This window comes from Bradyrhizobium sp. GW821-FHT13H05 (assembly GCF_058804065.1).
This window is the reverse complement of record NZ_JBXAPO010000003.1, coordinates 188273-210584: the sequence shown is the minus strand read 5'-3', so window position 1 is coordinate 210584 and position 22312 is coordinate 188273. Positions and strand designations below refer to the sequence as shown.

The 22312-nt window shown below is 65.2% G+C and carries 18 protein-coding genes and 1 pseudogene; 4 read left to right on the top strand and 15 right to left on the bottom strand.

The window, feature by feature from the left end:
- The first annotated feature begins 184 nt into the window (after positions 1-184).
- Positions 185-1321: a dTDP-4-amino-4,6-dideoxygalactose transaminase gene (gene rffA, locus AC1RR3_RS09865; RefSeq protein WP_492821852.1), complete on the top strand. Its 1137-nt coding sequence runs from the start codon at positions 185-187 to the stop codon at positions 1319-1321.
- A gap of 23 nt (positions 1322-1344) precedes the next feature.
- Here rffA and AC1RR3_RS09860 read toward each other — a convergent pair whose 3' ends face one another.
- Together AC1RR3_RS09860 and AC1RR3_RS09855 are read right to left on the bottom strand one after the other, a co-directional pair.
- Complete coding sequence (locus AC1RR3_RS09860) at positions 1345-3177, bottom strand: hypothetical protein (protein WP_492821850.1); 1833 nt, start codon at positions 3175-3177, stop codon at positions 1345-1347.
- A gap of 45 nt (positions 3178-3222) precedes the next feature.
- Positions 3223-3918: a hypothetical protein gene (locus tag AC1RR3_RS09855; protein ID WP_492821848.1), complete on the bottom strand. Its 696-nt coding sequence runs from the start codon at positions 3916-3918 to the stop codon at positions 3223-3225.
- 336 nt (positions 3919-4254) lie between these two features.
- Between AC1RR3_RS09855 and AC1RR3_RS09850 the strand changes: the two genes are divergently transcribed.
- Positions 4255-7860: an autotransporter outer membrane beta-barrel domain-containing protein gene (locus AC1RR3_RS09850; RefSeq protein WP_492821846.1), complete on the top strand. Its 3606-nt coding sequence runs from the start codon at positions 4255-4257 to the stop codon at positions 7858-7860.
- Between the two features lie 72 nt (positions 7861-7932).
- Here the strand turns inward: AC1RR3_RS09850 and gspM are convergent, their stop codons facing one another.
- The 9 genes from gspM to AC1RR3_RS09805 all read right to left on the bottom strand — a co-directional run bounded on the left by gspM (position 7933) and on the right by AC1RR3_RS09805 (position 15456).
- A complete protein-coding gene (gene gspM, locus AC1RR3_RS09845; RefSeq protein ID WP_492821844.1) occupies positions 7933-8523 on the bottom strand; it encodes a type II secretion system protein GspM in 591 nt (196 codons plus the stop codon).
- The gene (locus AC1RR3_RS09840) at positions 8520-9557 is read right to left on the bottom strand and encodes a PilN domain-containing protein (RefSeq protein WP_492821842.1); all 1038 of its coding nucleotides are present in this window, start codon (positions 9555-9557) and stop codon (positions 8520-8522) included. The genes gspM and AC1RR3_RS09840 overlap by 4 nt, the downstream gene beginning before the upstream one ends.
- 1 nt (position 9558) lies before the next feature.
- The gene (locus tag AC1RR3_RS09835) at positions 9559-10473 is read right to left on the bottom strand and encodes a type II secretion system minor pseudopilin (RefSeq protein WP_492821840.1); all 915 of its coding nucleotides are present in this window, start codon (positions 10471-10473) and stop codon (positions 9559-9561) included.
- Positions 10470-11099 carry a hypothetical protein gene (locus tag AC1RR3_RS09830; protein ID WP_492821838.1) on the bottom strand — a complete coding sequence of 210 codons (630 nt, stop codon included), beginning with the start codon at positions 11097-11099 and terminating at the stop codon, positions 10470-10472. The genes AC1RR3_RS09835 and AC1RR3_RS09830 overlap by 4 nt, the downstream gene beginning before the upstream one ends.
- A gap of 131 nt (positions 11100-11230) precedes the next feature.
- Positions 11231-11626, bottom strand: coding sequence for a PulJ/GspJ family protein (locus AC1RR3_RS09825; RefSeq protein ID WP_492821836.1), 396 nt, complete (start codon positions 11624-11626; stop codon positions 11231-11233).
- Entirely contained in the window at positions 11604-12098 is a 495-nt protein-coding gene (locus tag AC1RR3_RS09820) for a prepilin-type N-terminal cleavage/methylation domain-containing protein (protein WP_492821834.1), read from the bottom strand. The genes AC1RR3_RS09825 and AC1RR3_RS09820 overlap by 23 nt, the downstream gene beginning before the upstream one ends.
- Positions 12061-12516: a type II secretion system major pseudopilin GspG gene (gene gspG, locus AC1RR3_RS09815; RefSeq protein ID WP_492821832.1), complete on the bottom strand. Its 456-nt coding sequence runs from the start codon at positions 12514-12516 to the stop codon at positions 12061-12063. The genes AC1RR3_RS09820 and gspG overlap by 38 nt, the downstream gene beginning before the upstream one ends.
- A 34-nt stretch (positions 12517-12550) precedes the next feature.
- The gene (locus AC1RR3_RS09810) at positions 12551-13762 is read right to left on the bottom strand and encodes a type II secretion system F family protein (protein ID WP_492821830.1); all 1212 of its coding nucleotides are present in this window, start codon (positions 13760-13762) and stop codon (positions 12551-12553) included.
- 5 nt (positions 13763-13767) lie between these two features.
- Complete coding sequence (locus tag AC1RR3_RS09805) at positions 13768-15456, bottom strand: GspE/PulE family protein (RefSeq protein WP_492821828.1); 1689 nt, start codon at positions 15454-15456, stop codon at positions 13768-13770.
- A 138-nt stretch (positions 15457-15594) separates the two neighbouring features.
- Here AC1RR3_RS09805 and gspD point away from each other — a divergent pair, with 138 nt between their 5' ends.
- Together gspD and AC1RR3_RS09795 are read left to right on the top strand one after the other, a co-directional pair.
- Positions 15595-17964, top strand: coding sequence for a type II secretion system secretin GspD (gene gspD / locus AC1RR3_RS09800; protein ID WP_492821826.1), 2370 nt, complete (start codon positions 15595-15597; stop codon positions 17962-17964).
- A 4-nt stretch (positions 17965-17968) separates the two neighbouring features.
- Positions 17969-18565: a prepilin peptidase gene (locus AC1RR3_RS09795; RefSeq protein ID WP_492821824.1), complete on the top strand. Its 597-nt coding sequence runs from the start codon at positions 17969-17971 to the stop codon at positions 18563-18565.
- Positions 18566-18701: 136 nt separating this feature from the next.
- On the opposite strand, the gene AC1RR3_RS09790 is transcribed toward AC1RR3_RS09795, so the two are convergent.
- The 4 genes and pseudogenes from AC1RR3_RS09790 to AC1RR3_RS09775 all read right to left on the bottom strand — a co-directional run.
- On the bottom strand, positions 18702-19244 hold the full coding sequence (locus AC1RR3_RS09790; protein ID WP_492821822.1) for a tetratricopeptide repeat protein: 543 nt from the start codon (positions 19242-19244) through the stop codon (positions 18702-18704).
- A gap of 378 nt (positions 19245-19622) precedes the next feature.
- Complete coding sequence (locus AC1RR3_RS09785) at positions 19623-20543, bottom strand: right-handed parallel beta-helix repeat-containing protein (protein ID WP_492821820.1); 921 nt, start codon at positions 20541-20543, stop codon at positions 19623-19625.
- 561 nt (positions 20544-21104) lie between these two features.
- Positions 21105-21263 carry a hypothetical protein gene (locus AC1RR3_RS09780; RefSeq protein WP_492821818.1) on the bottom strand — a complete coding sequence of 53 codons (159 nt, stop codon included), beginning with the start codon at positions 21261-21263 and terminating at the stop codon, positions 21105-21107.
- A 483-nt stretch (positions 21264-21746) separates the two neighbouring features.
- Positions 21747-22312, bottom strand: a pseudogene (locus AC1RR3_RS09775) (hypothetical protein); the annotation flags it as partial.

Sequence of the window (22312 nt, the reverse complement as noted above, 5' to 3'; positions counted from 1 at the left end):
GTCAAGTTGCAAGCGGATCGCACTCGGGCGACAGCAATTTTAGTATTATGATACCTTAAACCTACTGACCTCAGCCGGTGTAATTGCCAGTCGACCTCGTAACATGCTGCCAAACCAAGCCAAGCTCGGTAACAGACTGCAGCTCCTCCGGCACGCATTGCCGTGAACAAGTCACGGACCGGCATTGATCCATATTCCCTTCAACGGCCCCCACGCGACGGGCAAAGAGCACGTCTACATCGACGAGGCGGTCGCCAACCATCAGCTTTCGGGCGACGGCCCCTTCACGAAGCGCTGCCACCAATGGATCGAACGCGAGACCGGCTGCGCCAAGGCCCTGCTGACCCCCTCCTGCACGGCGGCGCTGGAACTCGCTGCCCTTCTGGTGGACATCGAGCCGGGCGACGAAGTTATCATGCCGTCCTACACATTCGTCTCGACGGCGAATGCCTTCGTGCTCCGCGGCGCCGTCCCGGTGTTCGTCGACATTCGCACCGACACCCTGAACCTGGACGAGCGCCTGATCGAATCCGCGATCACGAAGCGCACGCGCGCGATCGTCCCCATCCACTATGCCGGCGTCGCCTGCGAGATGGACGCGATCGTTGCGATCGCCAGGCGCCATGATCTCAGCATCGTCGAGGACGCCGCACAGGGCGTGATGGCAAGCTATAAGGACCGCGCCCTGGGCTCGATCGGGGATCTCGGCACTTTCAGCTTTCACGAAACCAAGAACGTCACCTCGGGCGAAGGCGGCAGCCTGCTCGTCAACGCGCGCAACCTGGTTCAGCGCGCGGAAATCCTGCGTGAAAAGGGCACCGACCGCAGCCGCTTCTTCCGGGGCGAGGTCGACAAATACACCTGGCAGGATGTCGGCTCCTCGTTCCTGCTGGGCGAACTCGCGGCGGCCTTCCTCGCGGCCCAGCTCGAGCAGGCCAACGAGATCACGCAAGGACGCCTTGCCCTCTGGGCCAGATATCACGACCTGCTTGCCCCACTTGAGCAAGCCGGTCTCATTCGGCGCCCCGTCGTGCCCGATGGCTGCGAGCACAATGCGCATATGTACTACGTCATATTGGCGCCCGAGTTCGACCGTCAGAGCGTCCTCGACGAATTCAGACGTCAGCGGATCGGCGCGGTGTTCCACTACGTTCCGCTGCACTCTGCGCCGGCCGGCATGCGGGTCGGCCGAGCGCATGGCGAACTCAAGGCAACGACCTCGCTCGCGGGGCGGCTTGTGAGATTACCGATGTGGCTTGGCCTCGATGAGGGCCAGCAGCAGCGCGTCGTCGAGGTGCTCGGACGCCATCTGCAAAGCTAGAGCACGCGCTTTAGAGCCATCTGCTATCCGCCTCGGGCACTGTCGCAAGCCGACCTGGCTGCGGCCCGACTTCTCGCAGGCCTGAGGAGATGATAGTCGATCTTTGCGAATGGTGGATACGGCAAGGCGGACTCGATGATTCCGACCTCCTCATAGTCCGCGCGAACGTCTATTCCGACCTTCCGCAGGAAATCCGGTGCAATCGCATTCGTCGTCTGCGACGACGACAATATCCATGACGCGCCGATCGCCGCACAGGTTTCCCAGCGAAGCCCCGCCTCCACGAACTTCACCGATCCGGGATAGCCGCCGAGGACCCAAGCGACGCCGAGCGGACGGGCCCCCATGGCATAAACCAGTCCGGGACTGGCTCCGGTGAGATCGAGCATCGGCAGACCGGATTCGAAATCGCCAGCAGTCGCAAACTGACGGAGGGCGGAGATGAGCATGCCGTTCTGCTCGGTCAGCAGAAGCCGCGACCGCGCCGGACCGACATCGGCGGCGCGCTGTTGCAGTTGGACGGACTGCGTCTGCCGATATGGAAACTCCACCGCGGCATAGATCACGATCGTGGTGCCCACCAGGGACAAGCAGCCGACCGCAAGCAGTGGACGCCAATTGGCCCGCGCGACGGCCAATCTGCATGCCGCGACGAGACCGATCAGGAGCCAGAAGAAGCCGGCTCGACCGGCAGCCATCCAACCGCTCGTGTTCGTTCCCACTGCGAACGCAAACGGAAGTAGAAAGAGAACGCAAACGATAGCGATCGCATTGCGGGACGGCCAGGCTTGCGAAGCGAGCACCGCTGCCGAGGCGGTCATTCCGATAGCGCCTGCCAGAAAAAGATAGGGTTGACCGGATTCATCCGAGATGGCGCTGGAGACAACTCCAAGCAGTACGAAAATCGACAGAGCCGAACTCGACAATATGATGACCGCAGCCGACGCACGCGCAGGTCGGGTGAGAGCGGAGCACAGCGCCGCCAGCGTCATGTAGGCAACGACAAGATAGTCAAACTTGCGCGACAGCTCGTCGCCGAAATGGAGAGAATTCCAGGCAAAGCTATTGAGAGCGTCGGCCTGAAAGGGCAACAGCAGCTGACCGATCTCAAGGCCTTGGGCCAGCCGGCTGAAGAATACGCGAAACGACGCGTCGATCGACAAGGCCGCGGCTGCAAGCAGCAAAACGGCGGCGGCGGGCGCGATCAGGACCTCGCGGACCTTGAACCGGCCGGCGATCGCCGTGTGCAGCACCAGAATCACCGCAAGCGCCGCAGCACTGGTCGGCTTGGCCAGAAATGCCAGCCCGCCTCCGACGCCGATCAGCAGCCATCCGAGCAGCCGTCGGCGCGGCTGGCCGATGAGAACGAATCCCGTCGCGGCAATCAGCAATGACTGAAAAGTAAGCGAATTGTAGTTGGGCGTCGGCTGCCAAAGGGCGACGAACGAAAGAGACGCGATGGCTGTGACAAACGCGACAGCGACAGCGACAGCGCGCGTGCTCCAGTCCGCCAAACCCCATGCCCCGAAGGCAGGCCGCAGCATCGCGAAGGAAAGCGTGAAGCCGAGGCCAAATGTAATGAGGAGATTGGCACGCCTCAGCAGCGAGACGTCGCCACCCACCAGCAGGTACAGAGGATGATAGACAAACCCGAACTGACTTACCGAATAAGGATAGTCCGACGGCCGGGAGATCCAGTGTAGGTAGAAGCCCTCGTCCGTGAGGTCTAAGCCGGAACTGCAGAGCAGCAGCACCCAGCCCAGCACGCACAGGCTTGCCAGCACCAACCCAAGGAGAACCGCATAGGGGGCAAGATCCGCCGTCTGGCCGCCCGTTCTCCACACGCCATCAGTCACTTGAGCACTGAGAACCTGGTTGCATGTTGATCGGCGCTTCAGCGTTCAGAGTCCGTCCGACTCGCCGTTCTTCGGCGTGGAGCGCGGCACGAAGGGCGTGAACGACGTATCGGTCGTGGTCGGCATCGTCAGCTTGCCGCCGACGTCCGCAGGTGGGGTGGCAGACGCGGGCGGAGCTGTCGCCGTTCCGTCCGGCCGCTGCAGCGCGAGGACCTCGCTGCGATCGCCCTGCTTGAGCGTCACCTCGCGCGGCTGAACCGCGATCAGCGACCAGCCGCCGAGCGATTCGCCCTGTCGCAGGCGCACCACCTTCTGGTCGGTGCGGTTGACGAGAATCGCGATCGCCTCGCCCTCACCCACCACGGCCCCCACCAGCATCAGCGGCGGCGGCGCATCGACCGGCTTGGGCGGCGGGGGGGCCGGCGCCTCTTCGGCCGGAGCGGCGGCGACCGCGCGCGGCGGCGGCCGGCGCGAGGCCGAGAAGATCGGGCGCTCCTGGGTCATGGTCAGCGCCGAGAGCGGCACCGCCCACAGCGGATTGCCGCGGGGAACGGGTTTGCTCACAGCCTGTGCCGGCCGCGCGATCGGCCTCACCGCACCGACATCGACGCTTTCGGCGGGGCTGCCAGCGGCATCGTCGGACAGGATATCCATGCGCGAGGAGGTGGCGGCCGAGGTTGCGGCAATGCCCGGCACCGCCCACAGCGCAGCCAATCCGATCGCTCTCAGCCAGGCGGACATCAAAAAGTCCTTCGGAAATTCCCTTGCAGCCGCCAGCGCACGGCAAGCCTTCCGCAGCAAACTAGTTCCGATGAGCCTGACCATCAAGCCGCGTCGAGTCGGGCAACGCCGATCGAAAAGCGCCTTTTCCATCCGGAACATGTTGCGATGCATGAAAATGTTGCCCAACAGCCACGATTGCCGAAATAGCACTTGGAACAGGCCGGAACCCAGCCCTATTGGACCTCCGTTCATTGCGGGGCGCGGTGACGCCTGAGATTATGACGCGCGCGTGGTTTCGCCACCCGCGCCAGTTGCAACTTTGCGATGATTTCATTTTCCAATTTGAGAACACCGATGGCCGGACCGACAATGGCGGGGGAGAGAATCGGAAACAGGCTGGGGTCCCTCCTCCGTCACACGCTGGCGACCCTGCTCGCGACCACCGCGCTCGGCGTCGTCGCCGCGCATGCGCTCGACGACGGCACCTGGACCGGCGCCACCTCCACCGAGTGGACGGATGGCACGAACTGGACGTCGACGCCTGATGTGCCCGTCGGCACCGCGACCTTCACCAACACCGGCCCGACGACGGTCGACAGCAACGGCCTCGTCAACCTCGGCGCCGTGGTTTTCACCGCCGCCCCCAACGCGCAGGCCTACACCGTCAACACCAACGACATCTTCGTGCTGAACGGCGCCGGCATCTCCAACAATTCGACCAACGTCCAGACGTTCAACGTCGGCTCCAGCATGGTGTTCACCAATTCGAGCAGCGCGAGCGGCGGCAGCAATTTCGTGACGTACAACGTCAACGGCGGCGCAATCGCCTTCACCAACACGAGCACTGCAGGCACGGCACACATCACCAACAACGGCGACGTCGAATTCAACGACAGCTCGAATGCCGGGACTGCCACGATCGTCAACAACGTGGTGATGAACTTCAACGACACCACCTCGGCCGCCAGCGCCAACATCACCAACGCCACCGCCGGCTTCATGGCGTTCAACAACACGGCGACGGCGGCCACCTCGACGATCTCCAACAGCGGTTCGCTGACCTTCGGCAACTCCGCCACCGCCGGCAGTTCCACTATCACCACCGAGAGCGGCGGCACCACGAGCTTCACCGGCACCTCGACCGGCGGCAGCGCGCGCTTCATCACCAATGCCGGCGGCACTGTCGATATTTCCGGCCTGACCAACGGCGGCACGACCGCGGGTTCAATCGAAGGCGCGGGCCATTACGTGCTCGGTGCCAACACGCTCACCACCGGCAGCCTCAACACCTCGACCCAGGTCGACGGCGTGATCTCCGGCACCGGCGGCGGACTGACCAAGGTCGGTACCGGCACACTGACCCTGACCAACCTCAACAGCTACACAGGCGCGACGACGGTCTCGGCCGGAACGCTGGCGCTGTCGGGCTTTGGTGACATCTCCAGCTCGAGCTCTGTCACAGTGAACGCGACGTTCGACATCTCGTCATCTTCGTTCTCGCTCAGCGCTATCACGACGCTCGCCGGCAGTTCGAGCGGTGTCGTCAACATGGGCACCAACGGGCTGCTCATCACCAACGGCTCGACCGAGTTTGCAGGCGTGATCCAGGGCACCGGTGGATTGGACGTCTTCGGCGGAACGCAGACCCTCTCCGGGGTGAACACCTACTCCAATACGACGCAGATCGATGCCGGTGCGACGTTGGCGCTGAAGGGCAGCGGATCGATTGCGAACTCGGCGAGCGTCACGTTCACGCCAGGCGCAGGCGGTACGTTCGACATCTCGCAAACCACCTCCGGCGCCACTGTGAACGCTCTGGTCTCGTTCACCGCTGGCGGCATCGTCGCACTCGGATCGAAGACACTGACGATCACCAGTGGCAGCTTCTTCGGCGGCGTCATTCAGGATGGCGGCATCGCGGGCGGCACCGGCGGCAACGTCGTTATTTCGAACGGCGCCACGCAGCAGCTGTTCGGCACCAACACCTATACCGGCACCACGACCATCGCGAGCGGTGGCGAGCTCGACCTGATCAATTTCGGCGGCGGCGACGGCAGCATCGCGACCTCCAGCAACGTCATCGCCAACGGCATCTTCGACATCGCGAGCCTGAGCGCCGGCACCTCGATCAGGTCGCTCTCGGGCTCGGGCAACGTCAATCTTGGCGCCAACACGCTGACCATCACCAACGGCAACGGCACGTTTGCGGGCGTCATCGACGATGCCGGCGCGGGCGGCGGCCTCACGCTGGCCGGCGGCACGCAGACGTTGTCCGGCAACAACACCTACACCGGCCCCACCACCGTCAACGGCGGCAGGCTGGAGGTGAACGGCTCGATCGTCAGCGCGAGCACCGTCAACACCGGCGGCACGCTGGCAGGTTCCGGCACCGTCGGCAACGTCGCGGTCAATGGCGGCACGCTGGCGCCGGGCAGCACCGCGAGCCCGTTCGGCCCGCTGACGGTGAACGGATCGCTGATCTTCACCGCCGCCTCGACCTATCTGGTGCAGGTCTCCTCGACCAATGCCAGCCTCACCAACGTCACCGGCGCGGCCAATCTGGGCGGCGCGACGGTGAACGTGAATTTCCTCTCAGGCACGGTCAAGAAGCAGTACACGATCCTGACTGCGGCCGGCACGCTCACCAACACCACCTTCAATTCGACCGTCGTCTCCAACATGCCGACGCTCAACGCGACGCTGAGCTACGACACCAGCAACGTGTTCCTCAACGTCAACGTCAATTTCGCGCAAGCCGGCGGCCTCAACGTCAACCAGCAGAACGTCGCGAACACGCTGACCAATTTCTTCAACACCACCGGCGGCATTCCCGCGGCCTTCGCCGCGCTGTCGCCTGCGGGGCTGACCACCGCTTCGGGCGAGCTCGGCACCGGCATCATCCAGTCCGCGATCAACGCCGACGGCCAGTTCCTGAACCTGATGCTCGATCCGACCATCATCGGCCGCTCGGGCGGCTTCGCCAAGGCGGGCAGCGTCGCGCAATTCGCCGAGGGCGATGACGCGGCCGCCTATGCCACGATGCGCCTCGCCAACGCGCGCGAGCGCGAGGCCTATGCGATGGCGACCAAGGCGCCGCTGCTGTCCTCGCAGCCGAGCAGCCGCTGGAGCGTCTGGGCGGCCGGCTATGGCGGCTCGGCCGACGTCGGCGGCAATGCGGCGGTCGGCTCGCAGGACCTCACCGCGCGGGTCTGGGGCGGCGCCGCCGGCGCCGACTACAGGATCTCGGTGGACACGCTGGTCGGCTTCGCGCTCGGCGGCGGCGGGCTGAACTACTCGCTCGCCAATGCAATGGGCTCGGGCTCCGCCGACATGTTCCAGGCCGGAATCTACGGCCGGCACAATTTCGGACCCGCCTACGTTTCGGCCGCGCTCGCCTATGGCTGGCACGACGTCACCACCAACCGCACCGTGGCGCCCGGCGGCTTCGACCAGCTCCAGGGCCGCTTCAAGGCCGACACCTTCTCGGCCCGCTTCGAAGGCGGCTACCGCTTCGCAACGCCCTGGATCGGCATCACGCCTTACGCGGCGGCCCAGGTGACGAACTTCAACCTGCCGAACTATTCCGAAGTCAGCCTCAACGGCGGCGGCCTGTTCGCGCTGAACTACGCCTCGCAATCCCTGACCGACACCCGCTCCGAGCTCGGCCTGCGCACCGACAAGGCCTACGCCATGCAGAACGGCGTGCTGACCTTGCGCGGCCGCGCCGCCTGGGCGCACGACTACAATCCGAGCCGCGCCGTCACCGCACTGTTCCAGACCTTGCCGGGCACCAGCTTCGTCGTGAACGGCGCCAGGGTCGATGCCGACTCCGCGCTCGTCAGCGCCAGCGCCGAAATGAAGTGGCTGAGCGGCTTCTCGATCGCCGGCACGTTCGACGGCGAGTTCTCCGGCAACGTCACCAGCTATTCCGGCAAGGGCGTGTTCAAATACAGCTGGTGATCCAGAGCGTTTTCGAGCGACGTGGGGACCGGTTCGCGTCAAGAAAACGCGTCCAAACAAAAGCCCAGCGCCCTACTTCCCCGCCTGCCACTGGCCGGAGACGCCCAAAATCACCCTGACGCGGCCGGTGGCGAGCTCGCTCAGCGCCGTGGTCTGCGGCACCTGGACGTCGAGCTGGTCGACGAACAGGAACGGCATGCCGGCTTCGAGATCATAGAGCAGCTTCTGGAGTGCCGGCTGCTCCAGCTCGCAGCTCACGACGAGGCCGACGAAGCCGTCCTTGGTTTGCGCGCCAGAGACGTCGACCTGCGACGACTGCACCGAGCCGCCGACATTGCCGACGGCGGCTGCAACCCGCTGCAACAGATTCGCGCCCGCAACCGTCACCGTCGGCCCCTCCAGGAACGGCGTGCCCGGATGCTCGGCCGAGATGGCCGCGGCATTCTTGGCGCCGCCCTTGCGGCCGCGCAGCTGGTCGAGCAGGTCGGCGGTCTGCGCCAATGCCTGACGGTGAGCGATGATTTCGGCGATCGACAGACCCGCCATCAGCAACAGCCCGCCCGCAATGGCGAGATAGAGCGTGACTGCGATCAGCGGCGAGCCGGTCAGCCGCGCCAGGACATTTCCGCCGCCGACCTTGGTGCTGCTCATGCTGCTGTTCATGGCGCATTTCTCGGTTCGACCTGCGCCTCGATGTGGAAGCGCTCGCCGGGATCAGAGGAACTCCGCGTGGTCGGGGCGTAGAAGGTCGCGCGGGTGAAATGCTGGGACTGCTCGATCAGCGGAATCAGCGAGGGCGCATCGCGGGTGATGCCGCCGATCTGGATCTTGTTGCCGGACAGGTGCAGCTCGGTGACATAGGTATGATCAGGCAATAGCCGGCTCAGCGATTCCAGTACGATCACGCTCGCCGGCATCTCGTATTTGCGGCGCTCGAGCAGCGCGAGCGGCGAGCGCTCGCCGCCATCGCTGCCGCGCAGCGCGGCACGGCGCTGGGTGATTTGACGTTCGAGCTCGCTCTCCTGCGCACTGAGGCTGTCGGCGAGGTAACCGGCGGCGACCGAGCCGATGACCGCGGCGACCGCGGCGAGCGCCAGCACCGCTTGCAGCGTCCGGCTCAGCCGCACCGGGTCGATCGCGCCGCGCGATCTCTGCTCGAACACCTTGATGCGCCCGCCCCCGCTCGCCTCCGTCACGATCGCGATCGCCGACGGATGGAACGGGGTCACCGCCTCGACATAGCCCATCACCAGCCTGCGCGGCACGGCCGCGATCTCCGTGGTGATGCTCTCGCTGCCATGCGCCACCGGGGCGCTGCAACCGAACATGGCTTCGGCCGCGCTCCACGGCGTCAGCCGGTCGATCTGCGCTCGCACGATGCCGTCGAGGAAGCCGGCCGCGCGGGCCGGCAACTCCAGCGGGCGGAACAGGAAGCGCGTCGGCCGCAGCACGATCTCGACGCGGCTGCCGCGGACGATCTGCCCGAGATTGGCGCCGGCGAACTTGCCGTCCTCGAACGCGATCTCCTTCGGCACATTCTCCGCCTTCGTCACCTCGAGCGCGAACGCACCGGTCTCGGTCTCCACCAGCCGCACCACGCGCGGCGCCACCACGCGCTCCAGCCCGGCGACGATTGCGCCGGCCACGGTGCCGGTCCAGGCATCGAGAATGCCGCGAATGGAATTGAGCGAGCTCATCTCACAGGGGCTTTCCGGCGGAGCCGTCGAAGGCGTTGTGCCACGACAATACACGATAGGGCTCATCGCCGCTTTCGAGAAGCAGGATGACGATCTCGGCCGAGCTCCGGCGATGCGACGGCGCCTCGACGGCGACCGTCATCCGATAGGCCTTCGAGCCCTCGATCGTCGCATTGGTGCTGCCGGCAAGTCCGACCAGGGATCGCGGGTCGACATTGGGATCGGTGCGGTCGCGCAGCAGCTGTTGCAGCGTCTGCGGCGTCATGTCCGGCAGCGCCGCCACCACCTGCGGCGCGGCGTCCAGCACGTTCACCGTCCGCATGTTGCTGAACACGGTCACGAAGGGCAGCACGCGTTCGACGACGGCGGACGGAATGCCGCGCACGAGCCAGAGCTCGTCGCTGTGCGGAAACGGCGCATGGCGCGGCAGATAGGACGCACCGAGCGTGCGGTAGTAGGAATCTTCCGGATTATCGAGACCCGGCTCCGTCGACGAGCGCCAGGCAAGGATACGATCGGCATAGGCGGGCGCATCCGTCGCGGAGACGCCGAGCGCCGTCATCAGGCCCGCCAGCATCGGCTTCGGCGCCATGTTGAGATCGACACGTGCGGCCTCCGAGCGGAAGGTCACGCTCACCCGGCCGGCTCCGACCCGCGCATTGAAGGTGCCGCTGGTCGGACGCGTCGCTTCGCTCTGCGCCGTCAACCGGTAGGCCGCAAGCTCGAGGCCTGCGTTCACCAACGCATCCGCCTGCAGTCGGTCGGCGTTGACGGCGACCGTGACCGCGGTGTTGGTGACATAGGTCAGGTAGATCAGCGCGAGCGCGGCCAGCGCCGCCAGCATCCAGAGCACGACGACGACGATGAAGCCGCGGTCGTCACCAAGCCTCGCCTGGTCGGACCTCGCGCCGCTCACAGCTGCTGCTCCTCTTTCTCAGCCTGTTGCGGACGGGTGCGCGACGCCACGCAGGTCGTCGGATTCTTCGCCCGCGCGCATTCGGCCGGTGCCGTGATGTGCGGGATCGCCGCGGCCGACACGGCCAGCACCTGCCCGGTGGCGCTGTTGCGCACGGTAATGCGGATGCGGTCCGGCAGTTGGGTCTGGCCGCGCCAGGTCGGCTGCCACTGACCGTCCGGTCCGGCATAGGTAAAGCTGACACGGAACGGCGCACGGATCAGCACGACCTGGTCGACGAAACGGATCTGCCCGTCGGTCGGCATCGGCTGGAACGGCGCGCGCTCGCGTACCAGCGCCAGCCCCTGCGCATCGGCCTTTTCGATCAGGCGGATGAATTCGAGGCCCGGGCGCGCGCTCGGGCCGAGCGCCGTGCGCAGGAAGGTCACCGACAATTCGGCGCCGTCGAACAGCGGCACCTTGGCGTCGCCGTTGACCGTCATCTGCTCGGCGACCGAGAGGTCTGCGACGATGCGGTCGAGCCCCGTCGCAAGACGCTCGGCCCGCTGCACACGGGCAATGCCGCGATTCCAGTTCGGCAGCCATTGCGCCGTCACGGTCGCCAGCGCCGCCAGGATGACGGTCATCAGCAGCGTCGCGAGCAACACTTCGAGCAGCGTGAAACCTGCCTCATCGGCGAGCGCGCGGTGAAGCCGTTTCGTGGCCAGGCCTTGAAAGGAAGAGCCTTGAATGGACAAGCCTTGAAAAGAAAAGCCCTTCACTGCGATGCCCTCGGCACCAGCTTCACCGTGGTGATCTGGATCGCAGCTCCGTCGGCCCGCTGGAGGCGCAGATTGACGGCCATCGGCACGAAGCGATCGGTGTCGGGATTGCCGCCAGCCACGTTCATCGGCGCAACGTCGACGCGCCAGCGGCTGCCGGCGAGCTCGCCGCTCTGCCGGCCGGGTTTGAGCAGCCCCCGCGCCGGAAGGTCCGCAAGCAGCGTCTCGGCCGTGCCTGCAAGCGCCAGGTGCTGGTCGATCGCGCGCGTGCCCTTCGTCGTCGTGGCAATGACCGAGCCGATCGCCCCGAGCACGACCGTGATGATCGCGAGCGCGACCAGCGCCTCGATCAGGGTGAAGCCGGCGGCGTCAGAGCAGCTTCTGCGGGACAATCTCGACGCCTCCGGTCAGCCAGTTGACGCGCACCTCATAGCCCATGCCGGGCCGCGCCAGCGCAATCGTTCCCCCGCACGACATGCCCGACGGAAAGAAATCGATCGACCGCCCCACTGCGCGATCGGCACAGCGTGCGGCCAGCGTCGCCTGCACGACCACGTCGCCCGGAAGGCGAATGGTCCGCCCGGTCACGCCGGAGCGGATCGAGCGTGCTTCCGCATCCACCTGTGTCGCCACCCTCTCTTGCCGGCGCAGCGCCGCGTTGCGGTCTCCCTTCAGCAGCGCCGCGGTCTCGACCGCATAGCTCTCCAGCCTGGCGCGCGTCGTCGTCCGCGGGATCGCGGGCAGGATGATCGCCGCAAGCAGGCCGATGATCGCGAGCACGCACAGGATCTCGATCAGCGCGAAGCCGCGCGCATCGCGGATGTCCTCAGCGCGTGCCGCTGACAATGTCGGCCGCCGTTCCACTGCCGCCTTCCTGACCGTCCGAGCCCAGCGAGATGATGTCATAGGGTGCGCTCGCGCCCGGCGAGCGATAGACATAGCCGTGGCCCCAGGGATCGTTCGGCACCAGGCCGCCGCGCAAATACGGCCCGTTCCAGCCGGCTTGATTGGTGTTGCGGGTCAGCGCAGCGAGGCCTTCGTTCGACGTCGGATAGCGCCCGAGATCGAGATAATAGAGGTCGAGCGCGCTGGAGAAGCTCTCGATCTGGATCTTCGCGGCCTTCGCCTTGGACTCGCTGAGATAGTTCAGCACCCGCGGGCCGACCAGCGCCATGATCATGCCGATGATGGTGATGACGACCAGCATCTCGACCAGGGTGAAGCCCGCCTCGCCTCGGCCTCTTCGCCGGCGGCCGCGCGTTGCGGATCGATGTTTGGTCACTTCAAGCCTCACTTGTTCCTTGCCCATTCCTGCCCTAACCAACAATCTGGCTCACCGACATCAGCGCCGTCATCACCGAGGTGATCAGGCCGCCGACGACCAGCGAGATGGCGATGATCGCCGCAGGGCCTGCGATGCCGACGGCGCGGTCGAGCGTCCGCTGCAATTTGGTCTCGTAGAATTCGGCGACGCGTCCGGACAACATCGGCAATTGCCCGGTTTCGTCACCGAGCCGGAGCATGCGAACCGCCATGGCGGGCAAAGCCTCCGTCTCGGCCAGCGCGTCGGAAAGTTTAGAACCATGACGGACGCGGTCTGCGGCATCGCTCCAGACCGCGGACGGGCCGGTCGTCGCCATCATGTCGATCAGAATGCGCAGCGTGATGGTGAGATTGACGCCGCTGCCGAGCAGCAGGCCGAGATTGCGGCAGAACAACGCGGTGCGATACGCGCTCATGATGTTGCGGATCGCCGGCAGCCGCGTGATCGCATTGGTGAGGCCGTGGCGGATGCGCTGCTGCCGCAGCAGCAGCCACACGGCTGCGATGGCCGCCGCCAGCCCCGCCAGCACCGCATCGGAATTGCCGCGCAGGAAGGTCGAGATGTTGAGGAAGACGCCAACGATGGGATCGACCTTGGCGCCGAAATCCTGGAGCACGGATGCGAACTGCGGCAGCACGAAGGTGAGGAAGAACAGCAGCACGCAGCCGGCCGCGCCGAGCACGAACAGGGGATAGCGGATCGCATCCGACAGCCGGCGCCTCAAGGCCTCGCTGCGCGCGCGCTCGCCGGCCAGCACCTCCAGCACCTGATCCAGGGATCCCGAGGCCTCGCCGACCCGCACCAGCGCGATATACATCGGCGGAAACAGACCTTCGTGCCGCGCCAGCGCCTCGGCAAAACTCTCGCCGGAGACGACGCGCGAGCGGATGTCGGCGACGACCGGGCGCAGCCGGCCGAGATCGGGATCGGCCGCGAGCAGCTCCAATCCGTCATTGATGCGGGCGCCGGCGCGCAGCAGCAAGGCAAGATCGCGGGTGAGGATGGTAACGTCTTCCGGCTTCGGCCGGTTGAAGAGGCTGAACACACTGCCGGTCGCGCCGCCCTCTTCCGGCGTGACGTTGTCGACCAGCACGAGACCAAGCTGTTCGATCCGCTGCGCGACGTCACCCGGCGCGGGCGCGGCGATGGCGCCGGAGACCAGTTCGCCGTTGGCATTGAGCGCGCGATAACGATAGTTCGGCATGAGCGTCAACGCACCGTCGTGACGCGGAAGACCTCGGGCACGGTGGTAAGCCCGGCCCGGCATTTGGCGACCGCGTCCTCCAGCATCGTCGTCATGCCGCCTCGCATCGCGGCCGCGTCGATCGAATGGGAGTCGGTCTGCGGGCCGACCAGCGTGCGCACCTCGTCGGACATTTCCAGGATCTCGAACACGCCGTTGCGGCCGCGATAGCCGGTACCGCCGCAGCGTTCGCAGCCGCCGGCCTCGTGCACGACCTCGCCGCACTTGAATCCGATCACGGCAAAGCGCGGGTCCTTGGCGATATCGGCCTCGGTCAGCGTGTGCGGCACCTTGCAGCGGTCGCAGAGCATGCGCACCAGGCGCTGCGCGACCACAGCACGCAGCGTCGACTTGAGCAGAAAGCCCTCGATGCCGAGATCAATCAGACGCGGCACGGCGGCCGCCGCCGTCTCGGTGTGCAGCGTCGTCAGCACGAGATGGCCGGTGAGTGCGGCATGGATCGCGATATGCGCGGTCTCGGCATCGCGGACCTCGCCGACCATGATCACGTCGGGGTCCTGGCGCACGAAGGCGCGCATCGCGGTCGCAAAAGTCAGTCCGATCGACGGCTTGACCTGGGACTGGTTGATGCCGGGGATTTCGTATTCGACGGGATCCTCGATCGTGAGTATCTTGCGCGTCGGCTCGTTGAGGATCGACAGCATGGTCGCGAGCGTCGTGGTCTTGCCGCTGCCGGTCGGGCCGGTCACGACGATCATGCCGTGCGGCATCGCCAACAGCCGCGTCATCACGCTCTCGTCGCGTGCGGCAAGACCCAGCTTGCTCATCTCCAGCAGGCCGCGGTCGCGCGGCAACAGGCGGATGACGGCGCTTTCGCCATGCTGCGTCGGCATGGTCGCGACGCGGACGTCGAGCTCGCTGCGTCCGACACGCACGCGCGCGGCACCGTCCTGCGGCAGCCGCCGCTCCGCGATGTTGAGGCTGGCGAGAATCTTGATGCGCGAGATCAACGCCTGCGGCGGAATGCCGTGCGGCGAGGGCAGCGCGCGGAGCAGACCATCGACGCGCATGCGCACCGCAAGCCCGGCGCGGAACGGCTCGACGTGGATGTCACTCGCGCGCAAATCCACCGCGCGCTCCAGGAGGTCGTTGAGCGCGCGCACCACCGGCGCACCGCTGGCGAGATCGCGCAGACTTTCGATGTCGTCGTCGGACTGTTGCGCAACGCCCCTGCCGCTTCGATCGGCATTGGCGTCATCGGCATCGGCCCGTTGATCGAGGACTGTGGTAATGTCCTCATATGACGCCACGACGACATCGACCGGAGTTCCGAACACGATTTCGGCGGCGCGAATGGCCGCCGTGTCGGAGGGGTCGGCGACCGCCAGCCGGAAGACGTCATTCGTCGCGCTGAAAGGAAAGATGGTGGATTCACGCAGGAAACGGCGCGAAAAGCCGTCAAGACGGGGCGTGGCCGCAAGCAATTGCGGAAGGCTCAGCCGCGGCAGAGCAAAATAATCGGAGACTTCGTCGGCGAATTCGGCTGCGGACAGATCGGTGGCTTCCCACAATTCGCGCAAGGGACGCGTCAGCGCGGGATTGGCTGACTTGTCGATATGGGCATGCGCCCGCGGCGGCAGTGAGTATTTGTCGAGGAGATGCTGCCGGAAGCTATCTGCGGAGCGGTCGCGCATCGCATTCACAGCATTGACCTTGTTACTTGAATGCAACAACTTCGACGGGTCACAGGAGGCCCTTTGCCCTTGACTTATTTCTTAGCAAAAACATAATCGTGGCGCAAATTATTGCGCGTCCGAGCCAAGGGGGATCGGATGCTTTTTTCTCGCAGCGTTGGTGGGCGTATTTTGTTTGAAGTGGTCCAGCCGCTTTCGCGCCTGCGCTCAGCGTTGACTGGAACGCTCGTCCTTTGCTCGTCTGCCTTCCTTCTCACGGCCTGCATCGTCACGGCTGATCAGTCGGTCGAAGCTGACCCGAAGGATCCCCGCGCCCAGGACATCGCCGACAAGATTCGCTCGCTCGATCTTCAGCCGCGGCAGCCCGGGGATACCGGAGCGGGCGGCATTGCGCAGGCGAAATCGTCGAAGCCCGCGATCTATCTCAGCGATGGTGCAACGCCGCAAGGCGGCGCGCTTGCCGAGCGCGACGATGCCGGCGGCAGCGGCTATGACCTCAATTTCGAGAACGCGCCCGTCGCCACCGTCGCAAAGGTCATCCTTGGTGACGTATTGAACGTCGGTTACACGATCGACCCGCGGGTGCAGGGAACCATCACGCTGGCCTCGGTACGGCCCGTGCCCAAGGCGGACGCGCTCTATGTGCTGGAAAACGCGCTGCGCATGTCCGGCGTCGCATTGGTGCGCGATCGCACCGGCTATCGCCTGCTGCCGGCGCCGGAAGCCGGTCCCGGCGGGATCGACCGTTCGTTGAATGCTGCAGCGGGCCAGGGCATCACGGTGGTGCCACTGCGCTATGTCTCGGCACAGAACATCTTCAAGCTGCTCGACGCCTTCGGCGTGAAGGCCTCGACCATGCGTCCGGACAGCGCCCGCAACACGCTGATCGTCAGCGGCGGCGGCACCGACCGGGCGACCGCGGTCGACACCATTCTGTCCTTCGACGCCGACTGGATGCGCGGGCAATCCGTCGGCATCTTCCCGGTGCGCAATTCGTCACCGGAGCCCGTCATCGCCGAGATCGAGAAGATCATGGATTCCGGTGAAGGCGGCATGAGCCAGAACATGATCAAGTTCCAGCCGATCTCGCGGCAGAATTCGATCCTCGTGGTCAGCCAGAAGCCGGAATATCTCAAGCGTGCGCAGACCTGGATCGCGCGGCTCGATCGCTCCGATACCGAAGGAGTGAACCTGAAGTCCTATCCGCTGCGCTACGGCAACTCCAAGCTGATCGTGGCGCTGCTGAACGACATGCTGCTCAACCAGAGCGCGACGAGCAGCTCCACGCTCGACAACGCCTCGAGCCAGATCTCACCCGGCGCCGGGGTTTCGAACTCGTCGTCGAGCAATCCCGTGGCCTCGCTCAGCGCGCTGCCGACAGCCGCCGCCGGCGCCACAACACCGGTCAGCGGCCCCGCCGGCTCGTCGCTCGGCGCCCGCCCCGCTCCGGCCGCCTCGGCGGCGCCAGCGCAAGACACCGGCCTTGGCGGACTGTCGGGCGGCGGAGCGAAGCCCGGCGTCAACGGCATCCTCCAGAACGTGCGGATCACCGCCGACGTCACCAACAACGCCGTGCTCGTCTACGCCAACCAGGAGGCGCAGCGCATCGTCGAGCAGACCATCCGGCAGATCGACCGGCCGCAGCGCCAGATCGCGATCGAGGCGACCATCGCCGAGGTCACGCTGAACGACCAGTTGAACTACGGCGTGCAATTCTTCCTGGCGAGCCAGAAAGGCTCGATTTCCAACACCATCTCCGGCATCAGCAACAGCGCCACGGTCGGCAGCAACACCGAGCCGGCGAGCAACGCCGTCAATGCCGCGGCCGGCGCGCTACTCGGGCGCGCATTGCCCGGCTTCAATTTCCTGATCGGCTCGGAAAACTCGCCGCGCGTCGTGCTCGACGCGCTGCACGGCGTCACCAACGTCAAGGTGCTGTCGAATCCGTCGCTGGTGGTGCTGGACAACCAGCCGGCCACCTTGCAGGTCGGCGATCAGGTGCCGTTCTCGACGGGCACCGCAACCGTGCTGACCGCCAACAACACCGTGGTCAACACCATCGACTACAAGAACACCGGCATCATCCTGCGCGTGCTGCCGCGCGCCAACGCCAACGGCAATGTCGTGCTCGACATCGAGCAGGAGATCTCGAACATCGCCGCCGGCAGCGCCAATTCGCTGACGCCGACGATCTCGCAGCGCCGGGTCAAGAGCTCGATCGCGGTGACGAGCGGGCAGACCGTGCTGCTCGCCGGCCTGATCAGCGAGACCGAGAACAAGCAGCGCCAGGGCCTGCCGATCCTGGATTCCATTCCCGGCGTGGGCGATGCCTTCTCGCACCAGACCAACGCCCGCGCCCGCACCGAGCTGATCCTGTTCATCCGCCCCACCGTCATCAAGGACGGCGTCGATGCGCATGTCATCGCCGAGGAGATGCGCAGCAAGATGAACAGCCGCCTGGTCGGCACCAGCAATCCTGTGGTCACCGTGCCTAAGGCGGCACGCTAATCGCGTGACCGATCCGGAGGCGAATGACGGGACGGGCCCTGCGCTCGCGCTGGGCATCGCGCTGCTGTTCGGGGTGTTCGCCAGCCTCGTCGCCGCGCCGGGTGCCGAAGGCCTGTTTGGCGCGTTCCTGGCTGCCCTGATGCTGGCGATCGCCGCGCACGATGCTCGCCACTATCTCATTCCGAACGCGCTGACGGGCGCCGCTTTCGCCCTTGCGTTGCTCCGTGCCGCCGCGTTCGTGCCGGACGTCGGCACCGAGGCCCTGCTCTGGCCGCTGGCCCGTGCGGCCGCGGTGGCGATCCCGCTCCTGCTGCTGATGGCGCTCTACCGGCGCTGGCGCGGTCGCGACGGGCTCGGGCTCGGCGACGTCAAGCTCGCCGCGGTCTGCGGGGCCTGGCTCGATCTTGCGACCGTGGTCGCCGTGATCGAGCTGGCGGCCTTGCTCGCGATCGGCGCCTATGCCGCCAATGCTGCATTGCAAGGAAAAGCGCTGCGCGCGACCGCCTTCCTGCCGTTCGGATTGTTCCTGGCTCCGGCCATCTGGGTCGGTTGGCTGGGCGAAACCTGGTATGCGGACTGGCTCGGCAGCTGGCCCGGCTAAGGCCTGATGATACCGGCCAGAATCGTCCTGCCGGCGCGCCGCGCCGGCGGGCGCCCTCTACTGTGCATGGGGTTGTTTTCGCGTTTTTTGTTTTGGGAGGCCGGAACGCCCGGAGAAAGCGGGCGCCGGAAGGCCGTCAGTGCTCGCGGCTCGGTGCCCATTCCAACGCCCGCAGACGGGCCTGGGCGATCTCTCCGCGCGTCATCTTGGTGGTGACGGCATCGCGGATCCGGGCCCGCGCCTCGCGCACCGGCGGCGGCGCTGCGGCCGTCGACAGATTGAGCCATTTGGAGGCCTCGACGATATCCTGCGGCACGCCAAAGCCGCGGTCGTAGAGCAGGCCCAGGGAGTATTGGGCCCGGCTGTCGCCCTGCTCCGCCGCCCGCCGGTACCACATCGCCGCTTCCGTATAATTCTGCGGCACGCCGCGGCCGGTCTCGAACAGCAAGCCGAGATGGGTCTGCGCCGCCGCATTGCCGCGCTCGGCAAGCGGAATGAAGATGCGGGAGGCCGCGACATAGTCCTGGCGCTGGAACGCCGCGAGGCCCTGGCGGACCGATTGGGCGTGGGCCGGCATCGCCGTTAGCAGAAGCAGCGCAATCGCGACGGCCCACCCGGCCCGCCGGATGAGGCCGGCCTGACGCCAACGCCTGGAATTGCATTCGCCGAGAGATGTCATGCCGCTCCTTCCCTGCCTGTGCGCCAGACTAGTCCGCCGCTGTAAGGGAATCCAGAGCACGGCCGCGCCCTCGATTTGACGCTTTGACGGAGCCGCCGGCGCGGGGCGCGCCATCCGAGCGTCCCGCGGCCTGCACCCATTTCGACGTGGTGATATTCCACGCCGACGGCGTGACAACGGAATGGATGAGACACCGCGGCTATCCCGAACACCGCCCGCGGCGTCGCGACTTCATACGTCAGTCACAGCACTCGACCTGCTGTGAGGCTCCCGATCAGAAGCGAAGCGCCATATCGTACGCGCCTGAAGGCTATTGCGACAAAACCCCGGACGAGACAATCGTCCGGGGCGCCTTGGTCGAAGCGTTAATGCAGCAGCCTACTTCAACGAGGTCGCGGACATGGTCCCGTTCGAGGCGTTGCCGTCGAGCTGGTTTGTCGAATAGGACGACACTGTACCCGACACGCCGGTCGTGTTGCCTTGGATCGTGGACTCGCCTACCCGAACTGAGGTGTTGCCGCCGGCGTTCTGGATGCCAGTGGCGTTGTTGGAGGCCGTTGAGCGCATAACCATCACATTCAGGCCTGACGCTCCGCCGGTGGCAATGATACCGGCAAGCGTGCTGTTGGTCGCAGTGCTGTCGTTGATGTTGAGGTTCAGGCTGCCGCCGGTCGTATCACTAGCGATTCCGAAGGTGTTGCGATCAGCGATCACGCGGTCGATCACACCCTTGCTCGTCCCGCCGGCTGCCGGTGCAATGCGAATTCCGCCTCCTGTGGAGCCGTTACCGTTGCTGAACACCGTCGTGCGGGTAATTTCGAAGCCGGTGGCGCCGCCCGCCGTGATCGAGATGCCGCTGCCCGTGAAGCGACGGATGACGCAGTCCTCGACATGCAGGAAACCGCCGTTAAGCATGGTGATTCCATTTACGCCCGTTCCGAGACCTTCGATATCGAGCCCCTTGAGGAACAGGTAATCGGTCGCGGCACCGTTGAAAATGATGCCGTTGGTGCCCGACACTAGCACACCCGCTGATCCCGCCTCGCAGGAAATCGTCATCGACTTGGTGACCGTCACAGCACCGAAGCCACCCGGATCGAGGCAGTTGATCTCGCCGGCCGCGGCGGTCTTGGAGATCGCACCTGCGAAGGTCTTGCAGGGTGCAGTGCGGCTACACGGGTTGGCATCATCCCCGACACCGGACACCCAGGTTCGGGTCGCTTGCGCGTTGGCGGGTGCCGACGCGAGAAAGGGCAGGAACAATCCGACGGCCAAAGCCACCAGGGCAATGCGACGCATGATGTATCTCCTTTAAATGAAGTGAGGTTTGCTTGAAAATGCTGTCTTTCCGCGAGCAGATACTCGTAGCTCGGGGAGGCACGGGACAACGGATGCGTTTTCGAAAATTGGACAGCCCCCCTATCAAATTCGCCATTCGGCTTGTCGTTATTCCGCAAGCTCCTAATTCGGATCGTGCAACGCACTTGCGATATGCCGTCGTAGAGATTGATACGCCCACAATGATCTGACGCAACCACCCTGCACGTCGGAACCTATTTGGATTGGTCTTTGCAACCAGAGCGAGGTTCAAGCCTCTGGATGCTTTTTCTACCGCTTCGCGCTGATGAGAGGAAAAATGAATTTCGGAGCTCTCGCGACCGTTGAAATCGACTGGTTGTCGCGCGAGTGTTCACTTGTACACGGCTCGATTTTGACACAACCGCGTCTACACGGCTGTTCGGCTTGCGACGAGCTATCGCAAATGCTTGATGCTGGGCCTGTGACGCAAGCGCGATCGTCAGGTAACGAGATACAAGCCGCCGCTGGCGTTTGTCGATACGGGCCCGCGCCTCGTTGTTGTCAGAAATTGCGTTGTAGGCGAAGCCCAACGCCGCATCCGTTGCCGAGATTGGCAAGCTGCACGATGCTTGCCCTGGTGCAGCCGAGGATCAGTCCGATCACGAAATTGATCGCCGCTTGCATCTGGCCCTGCGCCGAGGCAAACGCTTCGCTGGGCATGAACGATCCTTGTAGATCTCCGCGCCGATAGTCGGGCGAACTCTGCAAGCCGGCAGGCGCGGAGCGGCAACGAAAAGTTGCATTCGGGCCGATAAGCATCGGACCGGGCGATTGGCAGATTGAAGTTCTGAAGGAGGCACGAGCGCTGACGCCGCCAACGTAGACAGCCGACCAACGGCTGAGCCATTCAAGCGGCTCATGTAGCACCCTGAACGTCTGGCCAGCTTTGGTATAGACGCACATGCGACGTCAAGTTGTAGAAGGGCTACCCGAGAATGACAGATTGGAGATTTGGCCGCCGTCAGCTTTCAAGAGCCGGGGAATGTCACATCGGCCACGGCGGCGCCCCGCCCTCGATCCTGTCGAAGGGGCCATCTTGACATCAAATGCGGCATTTCTGCCAGTTAAAGGGGCTGAGCGGCTGATGGGGTGCACTAGAGTCGTTTGCATAACCATGATCATCGGGTCACCCGCCCGGCATCGTCAACGGATAAAGAAGCCTCCATCGTGCACATCCAGGAGCAGGGGGCTCGCGGGGTCCGTCACATGAATATCGTGGAGCGCAGATTGATCCGATACGAACGCCGCGTTCGTATCAGCTGAAGCTGCATTGCCAATCATCCCATCGCCATTGAGATCCTGGTGGAGCGTTGTCTCCAGTGACCCCACCGTCGCGCTGCTGCCGGCCGCATCCGACGCGAAGTTCGTGACGTAGCTGCCGTTGGTGTCCACGCTCCAGAACGAGAACATCCCGGTCGCCGAATTCTTCCAGACGACGTCATAGCCGCCGCCGGAGACCTGCTCGGCGCCGACCGGTGACCACGCCGCGCCGAAGAAGCCCACCGTGACCGACGAGCCCAGGTATTTCAGCATCGGGCCGGTCCCGGTGCTGATGCTGTCGAGGTAGAAGTTCGAACCAGCTTGGACCAAGCTGGTCGAACCCGCGGACTCGATTGTGCTGGAGGGCAGACCAATCATCCCATCGCCATTGAGATCCTGGTGGAGCGTTGTCTCCAGTGACCCCACCGCCGCGCTGCTGCCGGCCGCAT